This window comes from Actinomycetota bacterium (genome assembly GCA_030776725.1).
In the GTDB taxonomy this organism is placed as follows: domain Bacteria; phylum Actinomycetota; class Nitriliruptoria; order Nitriliruptorales; family JAHWKO01; genus JAHWKW01.
In genome coordinates this window covers 1-11196 of sequence record JALYHG010000218.1, presented here as the reverse complement: position 1 = coordinate 11196, position 11196 = coordinate 1, and the positions used below count along the sequence as shown (strand labels likewise).

The following is an 11196-nucleotide window of genomic DNA, read 5'->3' as shown; positions in this document are numbered from 1 at the left end:
CGCCTCCAGGGGAGGGACCTCGGCCGTCTGGCGCGAGGCGACCCGACCGGCGGTCACAGCCCGCGACCCCCGCACCACGCGGTGGTGGATCCGGTGCGATCCCGGAGCCGACGGTGAGAGTCCGGATGGGAGGAGGTGTGCACGCCGGTTCCGCCTGCCAGCGGCCGGCCACTCACGCGTCCACCACCCGGCCCCCGGAGAGGCCCGAGTCGGGATGGAGGACCGTGACCCGAGGCGATGATGAACTGATGGGCGTCGCTCTCGCGCTCGCCGAGCGTGGCCGCGCCACCGTCCGCCCCAACCCGCTGGTCGGCTGCGTGCTCGTGCACGACGGGGCGATCGTCGGTGAAGGGTGGCACGAGCGCCCCGGCGGGCCTCACGCGGAGATCACCGCGATCGCCGCCGCGGGGGAACGCCGCCGCGGCGCGACCGCGTACGTCACGTTGGAACCGTGCGATCACACCGGTCGCACGGGCCCCTGCACGCAGGCGCTGATCGACGCCGAGGTCCGGCGGGTGGTGTACGCCGCCGACGACCCGGTCAACGGCGGCGCGGCGACCCTCCGCGACGCCGGCGTCGAGGTCATCGGTGGGGTCCGCGTCGACGACGCCCGCCGCCAGAACGAGGTCTTCTTCCACGTGCAAGCCACCGGGAGGCCGTTCGTGGTGTGCAAGCTCGCGCAGAGCCTTGACGGCCGTGTCGCCGCCCGCGACGGGTCGTCACGCTGGATCACCTCGGAACAGGCGCGGATCGCCACCCACCAGCTGCGGGCGCTCGCCGAGGCGGTCGCGGTCGGGTCGGGGACGGTCCTCGCCGACGACCCCAGCCTCGATGTGCGCCACGTCGAAGCCCCGGCGGGCCAACCACGCCCCGTCGTCTTCGACGCCCGCGGCCGGACGCCGTCGTGGGCCAACGTCGCCCGCCCCGGCGCGGTGATCCTGACGACCCAGGCGTCGACGACCACCTGGCGCGGCCAGCTGACCGACGCGGGCGCCGACGTCGTCGTCGTTCCCACGACGGACGCCGCCGACGGCGCGCCCGCCGGCGTCGCGCTGGATGCTGCGCTCAGGGCGCTGACCGAACGGCGGGTGCAGAGCCTGCTGGTCGAGGGTGGTGCCACCCTCGCCGGGGCGTTGCAGCGCGCCGAGCTGATCGACCGCCTCGAGGTGTTCGTCGCCCCCTGCACCATCGGCGGGGACGGCCTGGCGGCGTTCGCCCCGCCCGGGGCGGCGAGCGTCGAGGACCGCTGGCTGTGGCGGATCGACGAGGTGCGCCAGCTCGGGGCCGACCTGTGGCTGACCGCCCGACCGCAGCGCACCGACGGCGCGGCCACGACCGCGTCGGCGCGCGACGGGTTGCAGCGAACAGGGAGGTGAGGTGTTCACCGGGATCATCGAGGAGGTCGGCCGCGTCGAGCGGCTCGAGCGCAGCACCGACCGCGCCCGGCTCGAGGTCGGCTGCCACGCCATCGTTCCCGACCTGTCGCTGGGTGCGTCGATCGCGGTGGACGGCTGCTGCCTCACCGTCGCTGCCGTGACTCCCACCGGCTTCGCCGCCGACCTGATGGCCGAGACGCTGCGCGCCACCGCTCTGGGCGACCTCGACGCCGGTGGGCGCGTCAACCTGGAGAGGGCGCTGGCCGCCGACGGTCGGTTCGGGGGGCACCTGCTCCAGGGCCACGTCGACGCGGTCGGGTCGGTCCTGGCTCGCGACGATCAGCCGGGGACCGTCACCCTCACCATCGCTGCGCCTGCGGCGATCGCACCGTTGGTCGCGCGGAAGGGCTCGGTCGCGGTGGCCGGTGTCAGCCTCACGGTCATCGACGTCGACGACCGCGACGGCGACGCCGCGTTCCGTGTGGGGCTGATCCCCCACACCTGCGCATCGACCACGCTGGGTGATGCACGACCTGGCGACCGGGTCAACCTCGAAGCCGACGTGCTCGCCAGGTACGTCCAACGGCTGTGCGACGGGAGGACGACGTGACGCCGACACCGACACCTACGTTCGCCAGCATCGAGGCGGCCATCGCCACGATCCGCGAGGGCGGGATGGTGGTGGTCGTCGACGACGCCGGCCGCGAGAACGAGGGTGACCTGATCATGGCCGCCGACCAGGTCACCCCGGACGCGATCGCGTTCATGGTCCGCCACACAAGCGGGGTGATCTGCCTCCCGGTCGTCGGTGAGCGGCTCGACGAGCTCGAGATCCCCCTGATGGTGGTCGACAACACCGAAGCGCACGGCACCGCGTTCACGGTCTCGGTCGACGCCAAGGACGGGGTGACGACCGGCATCAGCGCCGCGGACCGCGCACGAACCATCCGCGCGGTGATCGACGCGTCGAACGGCCCCGACGACCTGGCCCGCCCTGGTCACATCTTCCCGCTGCGGTACGTCGACGGAGGGGTGCTGCGCCGACCCGGCCACACCGAGGCCGCAGTCGACCTCGCCCGCCTCGCCGGCCGGTACCCCGCGGGGGTGATCGGCGAGATCGTCAACGACGACGGCACCATGGCGCGGCTGCCGCAGCTGCAGGAGTTCGCTGCCCAGCACCACCTGCCGCTGATCTCCATCGCGGACCTGATCGCCTACCGCCGCCGGCGCGAGCGTCTGGTCCGCCGGGTGGTGGAGACCCGCCTGCCGACCCCGTACGGGGCGTGGCGGGCGATCGGGTACGAGTCGCTGGCCGACGGCACCCACCATGTGGCGCTGCTGTACGGCGACGCCGAGGGCCAACCCGACATGCTGGTGCGGATGCATTCGGAGTGTCTCACCGGCGACGTGTTCCGCTCCCAGCGGTGCGACTGCGGGGCGCAGCTGGACCTGGCCATGGCACGCATCGCCGAGCAGGGCACCGGCGTCCTGGTGTACCTGCGTGGCCACGAGGGCCGGGGCATCGGCCTGATCCACAAGCTGCAGGCCTACCAGCTGCAGGACCACGGGGCCGACACGGTCGAGGCGAACCTGCAGCTGGGTTTCCCCGCCGACGCACGCGACTACGGCACCGGCGCGTCCATCCTCGCCGACCTCGGGCTCTCGACGCTCCGGCTGCTCACCAACAACCCGGCCAAGCGCGCCGGGCTGGAGGGGTTCGGCCTGCAGATCGTCGAGCGGGTCCCGCTGCAGGTCCGATCCAACCCCGCGAACGCCTTCTACCTCGACACCAAGCAGCACAAGCTCGGCCACCTCTTCTCGGCTGCGCCCGTCGGGGTCATCGCGTCGACGGGTGTCGGTGACCTAGCCCGGCAAGCCGACGTGGAGCGTGACGGGCTGGCCTTCGCCCCGGTGATCCCCGTGGGGACGGGTGAGGACGACGGCGCGTGAGGCAGGGCTACGCCCCCGGCCAGCCGGACGCGACCGGGCTGAGGATCGGGATCGTGGCGTCCCGGTTCAACCCGACGGTGGTCGGGCGTCTGCTCGACGGGGCGGTGGAGGCGCTGCAGGCCGTCGGCGCCCGACGCGACGACGTGCAGGTGTGGTGGGTGCCGGGCGCGTTCGAGATCCCGCTGTTGGCGCACCGTCTCGCGGCCAGCGGCTCGGTCGACTGTGTGGTGGCGCTCGGCGCAGTCATCCGCGGCGAGACCCCCCACTTCGACTTCGTCGCCGGCGAAGCGACCCGCGGGTGCGGGGCGGTCGCGCGTGAGTTCGGTATCGCGGTGGGGTTCGGCATCATCACCACCGACACCGTCGCCCAGGCCGAGGCCCGAGCCGGCGGGACGCACGGCAACAAAGGCGCCGAGGCGGCGCTCGCCGCCGTTGAGACCACGAACCTGCTGGCGCAGTTCCGCCCGTAGGTTGCGATACAGGAGTACCGCGGATGCTGAAGCTCGTGTTACCGAAGGGGTCGCTGGAGGCGGCGACCCTCGCGCTGTTCGACGACGCCGACCTGCGGCTGGACCGGGCCAGCGCCCGCGACTACTTCGCGCGCATCGACGACCCGCGCGTCGACGAGGTCGCGATCCTGCGCCCACAGGAGATCCCGCGCTACGTCGAAGAGGGCTTCTTCGACGTCGGCATCACCGGACGCGACTGGATCGAGGAGACCTCCGCCGACGTGCTGACCCTCGCGGAGCTGCACTACTCCAAGGCCACGTCGAACCCGATCCGGGTGGTGTTGGCCGTCCCCCGCGGATCGCCGTGGGAGTCGGTCGACGACGTTCCCGACGGGATCAAGATCTCCACGGAACTCCCCGAGCTGACCCGCCGCTTCTTCGAGGCGCGCGGGAAGAAGGTCAAGGTGTTCCTGTCCTACGGAGCCACCGAGGCGAAGGTCGGCAGCATCGTGGACGCCTGCGTGGACGTCACCGAGACCGGCTCGACGCTGCGCAAGAACGGGCTGAAGATCATCGCCGAGTTGCTGGTCTCACGAACGGAGCTGATCGCCAACCACGCCGCCGCCGCGGACGTCGAGAAGCGGGCCGCGATGGACGACCTGCGCACGTTGCTGCTCGGCGCGATCGACGCGCGGGGACGCGTGCTCCTGAAGCTCAACGTCGCGACCGCCGACCTCGAAGCGGTGTTGGACATCCTGCCCAGCCTGAAAGCCCCCACCATCAACCAGCTCGCGCACGAGGACGCGTACGCGGTGGAGACGGTCGTCGACAAGCGCGGCGTGAACCGGCTGATCCCGGCGCTCAAAGCCCGCGGAGCGTCGGGGATCCTCGAGGTGCCGATCACCAAGATCGTCGCCTAGCACAGCCACCACAACGGGCGCGCGTCACTCGTCCGCCCGGTCGTGGCCGGCGAAGACGCCCCCGCATGCGCCGCTAGGATGGTGGTGATCCCCATAAGCCAGGAGGTCGCCGTGCGCCGAGTCGTGTCCACCGCCGTCGCCGCGACGGCCATGCTGGCAGCCATCGGCGGACCCGCGTTCGCGGTGCAGGATCCGGGGGTGACCGTGGCGAAGGGGAACTTCACCGGGATCCTGCTCGCCCTGGTCCTCGGGCTGCTGTTCGGCACGGTCTTCACCGTGCTGGCCTACCGCCGGGTCGAGTTCGGCGAGGAGCCCGCCCACGCCGACCTGGCACACGATTCCCGTGAGGGCTTGGGCGGGCACAACGTCCCCGAGCCCGGGATCGAGGACATGCCAACCGGTGGCGGGGCCTGACCGACGAGGAGGGCGTCACATGGCGGAGACAAGCGCGCCCGGGCCGGGCGCCGGGCCGGGCGGCCAGACACAACAGCCGACCGAAGAGGAGGTCGCGGCCTACCTGGCAGAACTGCGACGGACGGACGTCACCGGCGTCGTCGCACAGTCGTTCTCCGTCCTCGCCAGCGGGGCGGAGGTGAAGCTCGGCCGGCGCGACGCGCGGCTGCTGGTCGACGCCGCTGCAGCGCTGGCCGACGCCGTCCGCTCCCACGTCGACGAGCGGTTGGTGACGCAGATGGATCAGGCTCTCGCGCAGCTGCGGACCGCGCAGGTCGACGCTGAAGGGGAACTCAACAAGCTCCGCGCCGAAGGCAAGCTGCCCGAGGAAGAGGCCGGCGACCTGCCCACCGGCGATCGTCGCGGGCAGGGGGATCCTGACGTCGCGGACGAGACCGAACCGACTCGCCCGCCGGGCAGCTCCCGGCTGTGGGTGCCCGGGCGCTGAGACGGCCGGAGACCCCAGCGGCCGCCCGGGCGTCGCGTCTCGCGCACTGGTAGCCTCGGAACGCGAACCAGAACAAGCGGGGGCCGCCACTTCGTTGCGCCTCCCACCCGGCGGGACAGCGGCGGGACCGTCGCTGACCTCCCCGGGTCGCGCGACCGGACCGGCGCTGCACCCTCACGGGTGGCGCGATCCGACCGACGGCGGCGACGGCCGCCGTCTTGGTGTTTCGCGGGCGGCAACGAACAGGAGGGAGCAGCATCAACGAGGAGCCACGGCTCAACGAGGAGATCCACGAGCGCGAGGTCCGCTTGATCGGGCCTGACGGGGACCAGATCGGGATCGTGTCGCTCGCCGAGGCGCTGCAGTTCGCGCGCCAGCGCGAGATGGATCTGGTCGAGGTCGCACCGCAGGCGCAGCCGGTCGTGTGTCGGGTGATGGACTACGGCCGGTTCAAGTACCAGGAGGCCCAGCGGCAGAAGGAAGCCCGCAAGAAGCAGAGCCGCATCGAGGTCAAGGAGATCAAGATGCGGCCGAAGATCTCGGACAACGACTACTCGACCAAGGCCGGTCACGTCGCGCGGTTCCTGAAGGACGGCGCGAAGGTCCGTGTCACCATCATGTTCCGTGGTCGTGAGGTGACCCACCCGGAGATCGGCAAGTCCCACCTGGACCGCCTCGCCGAGGACATGAGCGACCTCGCCACCGTCGAGTCGGTTCCCACCGTGGACGGTCGGAACATGGTGATGGTGCTCGCACCCCGCCGGGAGCGTGCCAAGAAGGAGGAGGCGGCCAGCTGATCGGCGGTCGCCCCGAACGACGACTGCACAGGGGCCAGACGTGAAACAGAAGACCCACAGCGGCGCCAAGAAACGCTTCCGGGTCACCCGGACCGGGAAGGTGCTTGGTCGCAAGCGCAACAAGAACCACCTGCTGGAGAAGAAGAGCTCCCGCCGCAAGCGGCGTCTGACGGGGCCGTTCGAGTTGGCGAACGCACCGGCGAAGCGGGCCAAGAAGCTGCTCAACAAGTAGCACGAACGATCCGAGGAGGGAGCGCGATGGCACGGGTCAAGCGCGGTGTCCACAGCAAGAAGAAGCACCGTGAGGTCCTGGAGCGTGCCAAGGGCTTCCGTGGCGCACGCAGCCGGCGCTACAAGGCGGCCAAGGAAGCCGTCATGCACGCCGAGCGGTACGCCTACCGCGACCGGCGTCGACGCAAGGGCGACTTCCGCAAGCTTTGGATCACCCGGATCAACGCGGCAGCCCGCCAGGACGGCCTGTCGTACAGCCGCCTGGTTCACGGCCTGAAGCTCGCCGAGGTCGAGGTCGACCGCAAGGTGCTGGCGGACCTCGCGGTCCACGATCCCGGTGCGTTCTCCCAGCTGGTCGCGACCGCCAAGACAGCGCTCGGCGACGACCAGGCGTGACAGCCGGGACGGTCGAGGTCCACTCGCCGCGGAACCCGCGCGTCAAGGCGGCGGCGGCGCTGGCCCGGCGCAAGACCCGCGACGCCGAGCAGCGCTACCTCGTCGAGGGCCCGCGCGCGGTCCGTGACCTGCTGACGTCCGGCGATGTCGATGAGGTGTTCGCGGTCCCCGGAGCGGCCGCCGATCTCCGAGCGGCGGCGGACGCGGCCGGCGTGCGCCTCACGGTGGTCGACGAGCCGGTGCTGCGCCACGTCGCGGACAGCATGACCCCGCAGGGCGCCGTCGCTGTCGCCCGCCAGCGCCGGGCCGACCTCGCCGACGTCGTCGGACGCGGACATCTGATCGTCCTGCACCAGGTCGCCGACCCGGGCAACGCCGGGACCGCCATCCGGACCGCCGCTGCCTCCGGCGCAGCCGGGATCGTGCTCACCGCCGGGTCGGTCGACCCGTGGAACCCCAAGGCGGTCCGTGCCTCCGCAGGGGCGGTGGCCCGTCTTCCGATCGTCACCGGGATCGCCACGGAAGACGTCCTGGTGGCCTGTGCCGCTGCGGACCAGACACGGGTGGCCCTGGACGTGGCCGGAGCAACCGCGATCGACGCGCCCGGGGTCCTCGCGCCGCCGGTGGCTCTGCTGTTCGGCAACGAAGCGCACGGGCTACCGACGCAGGTGATCGAGACGGTCGACGAGGTCGTCGCCATCCCACTGCTCGGCCCGGTCGAATCGCTGAACCTCGCCGCGTCGGTCGCCGTCGCGGCGTACGCCGCCGCTCGCGCCGGCGTGAGCGGAGCGGACCGATGAACGCGCACGGCGGAGCGGAAACCACGCTCCCGACCGGGGACCTGGCAGCCTACGAGCTGCTGCCCGAAGCGGTGGTGGTGATCGATGCCGACCAGCGCATCGCCTTCTGCAACACCCGAGCGGGGTTCCTGCTCGGCGTCGCGCCCGACGCCGCCGGGAAGCCGCTGACCGACGTCCTCACCCTGATCGACGACACCGGCACGGACGTGGCCAGGTGCCTGCGGCCTGCGAGCGCGGTCACAGACCGTCTGGCGGAGCGTCTGCTGAAGGTCAGACTGCCCGGCGGTCGCCTGCGTCCGGTCACGGTGGCCGGGGCACGCCTCCCCAACGGTGGAGCGGTCGTGACGTTCCGCAACGCCGGCCGCCAGCAGCGGCTCGACGCCGCACGTAGCGACCTCATCGCGACCGTCTCGCACGAGATCCGCTCCCCGCTGACCAGCGTCAAGGGCTTCACCCGGACGATGCTGGCCAAGTGGGACCGGTTCAGCGACGAGCAGAAGCGGCAGATGCTGGCCACGATCGACGCCGACGCTGACCGCGTCACGCGGCTGCTCACGGAACTGCTCGACGTCGCCCGCATCGATGCGGGCCGGGTGCAGCTGCACCGGGTCAGGCTCGACGCGGTCGCAGCGGTGGAGCGGGTGGTGGACAAGGCCGCGCACGACGACGACGCCCGTCCCATCACGATCCAGTCGTCGGGGCGGCCGACCGTGTTCGTCGATCCCGACAAGCTCGAGCAGGTCCTGACCAACCTCGTCGAGAACGCGCTGCGCTACGCGCCCCACAGCCCGGTGCGGGTGGAGGTCATCGACCGTGGCGAGGATGTGGAGATCGCGGTGCACGATCGCGGCCCCGGGATCCCTGGTGACCAGCAGCGGCAGATCTTCGCGAAGTTCTCGCGAGGCCGCGAGACCCGCCGGACGGGGACGGGCCTCGGGCTGTACATCACCAAGGGACTGGTCGAGGCTCACGGCGGTCGGGTTTGGGTCGAGTCCGAGCCGGGCGACGGTGCGACGTTCCGGGTCGCGCTGCCCAAGCGCGCGTCAGAGACGGCGATGGGCGCCGGGGGCGACCACGGTTAGTCTCGCACCCCGAACCGAGGTGAGCCTCTCACCGACGCTCCACAGGAGCGGCGCGAGAGAGCTGTCTTAGGTTTCCTAAGACCGCGACGGAGGTGTATCACTGAGCGACGTTCTCCAGGCCGAGGAGCTCGATGCGCTGCAGGACCAGGCCCTGCACGACATCGATCGGGCGGGCGACCTCGACACGCTGGAGGCGGTCCGTGTCGAGCACACCGGCCGGCGCAGCCGGTTGGCGCAGATCCAGCGGCAGCTCGGCGACCTACCGCCCGACCAGCGGCGTGAGCTCGGCGCCCGGGTCAACGCCTTCCGTCAGGCGTTCGACGAGGGGTTCCACGCCCGCCAGCGCGCCCTGCAGGAAGCGGAGGTGCAGCAGCGCCTCGCCCGCGAGCGGCTCGACCTGACCCTCCCGCCGCGGCGGGTCCGCCCCGGCCGCCCGCACCTGCTCACCCAGGTCGAACACGAGATCGTCGATGCGTTCATCGGACTGGGCTACCGGGTCGCGGAAGGGCCCGAGGTCGAGGACGCCGTCTACAACTTCGACCTGCTCAACATCCCGCCCGACCATCCCGCACGGCTGGAGATGGACACGGTCTACGTCGACAGCGCTGCGGGAATCTTGCTGCGCGCCCACACCTCCCCGGTGCAGGCGCGCGTCATGCTGACCGAGCGGCCACCGATCGCCGTGGTCGTGCCCGGTCGTGTGTTCAGGAACGACGCGCCCGACGCGACCCACAGCCCGGTCTTCCAGCAGGTGGAGGGGCTGGCCGTCGCCGCCGGTCTGACCATGGCCGATCTCCGCGGCACGCTGCAGGCCTTCGCCCGGGCGCTGTTCGGCGCGGACCGCGACGTGCGGCTGCGCCCGTCGTTCTTCCCGTTCACGGAACCGTCCGCGGAGGTCGACGTCAGCTGCGCGTTCTGCGGCGGGACGGACCCGTCCTGCCGGGTGTGCTCGGGAACCGGATGGATCGAGATCCTGGGGGCCGGGATGGTCGACCCCAACGTCCTGTCCGCCTGCGGGCACGACCCCGCCGACGTCTCCGGTCTGGCGTTCGGGGTCGGCATCGAACGGGTCGCGATGCTGCGCCACGGTATCGGCGACATCCGCGAGTTCTACGAGAACGACGCCCGCTTCCTGGAACGGTTCTAGGGCCACCATGCGCGTCCCACTGTCCTGGCTCGCCGAGTTCGTCACGGTCCAGCTGCCGCTCGACGAGCTGCTGGAGGTGATGGGCCGCAACGGTCTCGAGGTCGAGGAGGTCCGCACCCCCGGTGCCGGTGTGCGTGACGTGCGGCTGACCAGGGTGGTGGAGGTCGCTGAGCATCCCCGCGCCGACAAGCTGGTCGTGGTCACGGTCGACGACGGCGACGGCCAGCGCACGGTCTGCGCCGGGGCGCGGAACATCGCGCCCGGCGACCTCGTCCCGCTGGCCGCGCCCGGGGCCACGCTCCCCGACGGGCGGGGCGGGACGCTCACGATCGAGCGCCGCGACATGCGCGGCGTCGTCAGCGACGGGATGCTGTGCTCGGCGCGTGAGCTGCAGGTCGCCGACGACCACGCCGGCATCATGGTCGTCGACCCGGCCGAACTCCCCGGGCGGGCCGCACCCGGCACCGACATCCACGCGCTCATGCCGCTGGGCGAACCGGTGATCGAGGTCGCCATTCCCGCCGACCGTGGCGACCTGCATTCGGTGTACGGCGTGGCCCGCGACCTGGCCGCGATCCTGGACGTCGAGCTCGCCCCGCCGCCGGATCCCACGGGCTCATCCCACGTCCGCGGCGACCACGGCACCGTCCCGATCACCGTCGACGCTGCCGACGGGTGCAGCCGGTACGTGGGGTGGGTGGTGGGCGACGTCGTCCCAGGCCCGTCGCCGTGGTGGCTGCGGCGACGGTTGGAGGTGTGCGGGATCCGGTCGCTGACCAACCTGGTCGACGTGACCAACTACGTGATGCTCGAACTCGGCCAGCCACTGCACGCCTTCGACCTGGCCACGTTGGCCGGACCCGCGATCGTCGTGCGCTGGGCGGTGCCGGGGGAGCAGCTGACGACCCTCGATGGACGCACCCGGCAACTGCAGCCCACCGACCTGGTGATCGCCGACCGCGACCGGGCGGTGGCGCTGGCAGGGGTGATGGGCGGCCGCGACACCGAGGTCGGGACCACCACCCGCGACGTCCTGCTGGAGTCGGCCACGTTCGACCCGGCGGCGGTGCGCCGCACCGCGCGCCGGCTCGGCGTCCCGTCGCAGGCCAGCGTCCGCTTCGAGCGCGGTGTCGACCCTGAGGGCGCC

The 11196-nt window shown here is 71.9% G+C and carries 14 protein-coding genes; all 14 read left to right on the top strand.

Going from position 1 to position 11196, the window contains the following annotated elements; genetic code table 11:
- Positions 1 to 248: 248 nt before the first annotated feature.
- Entirely contained in the window at positions 249 to 1376 is a 1128-nt protein-coding gene (gene ribD, locus M3N57_10620) for a bifunctional diaminohydroxyphosphoribosylaminopyrimidine deaminase/5-amino-6-(5-phosphoribosylamino)uracil reductase RibD (GenBank protein MDP9023121.1), read from the top strand.
- 1 nt (position 1377) lies between these two features.
- Complete coding sequence (locus M3N57_10615) at positions 1378 to 1986, top strand: riboflavin synthase (protein MDP9023120.1); 609 nt, start codon at positions 1378 to 1380, stop codon at positions 1984 to 1986.
- A 65-nt stretch (positions 1987 to 2051) separates the two neighbouring features.
- Entirely contained in the window at positions 2052 to 3326 is a 1275-nt protein-coding gene (locus M3N57_10610) for a bifunctional 3,4-dihydroxy-2-butanone-4-phosphate synthase/GTP cyclohydrolase II (protein MDP9023119.1), read from the top strand.
- Positions 3323 to 3796, top strand: coding sequence for a 6,7-dimethyl-8-ribityllumazine synthase (ribH, locus tag M3N57_10605; GenBank protein MDP9023118.1), 474 nt, complete (start codon positions 3323 to 3325; stop codon positions 3794 to 3796). Before M3N57_10610 ends, ribH begins: the two co-directional genes overlap by 4 nt.
- A gap of 23 nt (positions 3797 to 3819) precedes the next feature.
- Positions 3820 to 4695, top strand: a complete 876-nt coding sequence (gene hisG / locus M3N57_10600) for an ATP phosphoribosyltransferase (GenBank protein MDP9023117.1) — start codon at positions 3820 to 3822, stop codon at positions 4693 to 4695.
- Between the two features lie 84 nt (positions 4696 to 4779).
- Entirely contained in the window at positions 4780 to 5109 is a 330-nt protein-coding gene (locus tag M3N57_10595; GenBank protein ID MDP9023116.1) for a hypothetical protein, read from the top strand.
- Between the two features lie 19 nt (positions 5110 to 5128).
- A complete protein-coding gene (locus M3N57_10590) occupies positions 5129 to 5596 on the top strand; it encodes a hypothetical protein (GenBank protein ID MDP9023115.1) in 468 nt (155 codons plus the stop codon).
- Positions 5597 to 5817: 221 nt separating this feature from the next.
- Positions 5818 to 6393, top strand: coding sequence for a translation initiation factor IF-3 (infC, locus tag M3N57_10585; protein MDP9023114.1), 576 nt, complete (start codon positions 5818 to 5820; stop codon positions 6391 to 6393).
- Positions 6394 to 6433: 40 nt separating this feature from the next.
- Positions 6434 to 6625, top strand: a complete 192-nt coding sequence (rpmI, locus tag M3N57_10580) for a 50S ribosomal protein L35 (GenBank protein ID MDP9023113.1) — start codon at positions 6434 to 6436, stop codon at positions 6623 to 6625.
- A gap of 26 nt (positions 6626 to 6651) precedes the next feature.
- Positions 6652 to 7020, top strand: coding sequence for a 50S ribosomal protein L20 (gene rplT / locus M3N57_10575; GenBank protein ID MDP9023112.1), 369 nt, complete (start codon positions 6652 to 6654; stop codon positions 7018 to 7020).
- On the top strand, positions 7017 to 7820 hold the full coding sequence (locus M3N57_10570; protein ID MDP9023111.1) for an RNA methyltransferase: 804 nt from the start codon (positions 7017 to 7019) through the stop codon (positions 7818 to 7820). Before rplT ends, M3N57_10570 begins: the two co-directional genes overlap by 4 nt.
- Positions 7817 to 8902, top strand: a complete 1086-nt coding sequence (locus M3N57_10565; GenBank protein ID MDP9023110.1) for an ATP-binding protein — start codon at positions 7817 to 7819, stop codon at positions 8900 to 8902. The genes M3N57_10570 and M3N57_10565 overlap by 4 nt, the downstream gene beginning before the upstream one ends.
- 160 nt (positions 8903 to 9062) lie before the next feature.
- Positions 9063 to 10049, top strand: coding sequence for a phenylalanine--tRNA ligase subunit alpha (gene pheS, locus M3N57_10560; protein MDP9023109.1), 987 nt, complete (start codon positions 9063 to 9065; stop codon positions 10047 to 10049).
- A 7-nt stretch (positions 10050 to 10056) separates the two neighbouring features.
- Positions 10057 to 11196 (top strand): phenylalanine--tRNA ligase subunit beta (locus M3N57_10555; protein ID MDP9023108.1); only part of this gene is annotated, 1140 nt, incomplete at its 3' end.

Excerpts from the sequence above, each read along its gene's own strand:
- ribD (MDP9023121.1), top strand. The coding sequence starts at position 249 with ATGGGCGTCGCTCTCGCGCTCGCCGAGCGTGGCCGCGCCACCGTCCGC.
- M3N57_10610 (MDP9023119.1), top strand. The coding sequence starts at position 2,052 with ATGGTGGTGGTCGTCGACGACGCCGGCCGCGAGAACGAGGGTGACCTG.
- hisG (MDP9023117.1), top strand. The coding sequence starts at position 3,820 with ATGCTGAAGCTCGTGTTACCGAAGGGGTCGCTGGAGGCGGCGACCCTC.
- M3N57_10590 (MDP9023115.1), top strand. The coding sequence starts at position 5,129 with ATGGCGGAGACAAGCGCGCCCGGGCCGGGCGCCGGGCCGGGCGGCCAG.
- rplT (MDP9023112.1), top strand. The coding sequence starts at position 6,652 with ATGGCACGGGTCAAGCGCGGTGTCCACAGCAAGAAGAAGCACCGTGAG.
- M3N57_10565 (MDP9023110.1), top strand. The coding sequence starts at position 7,817 with ATGAACGCGCACGGCGGAGCGGAAACCACGCTCCCGACCGGGGACCTG.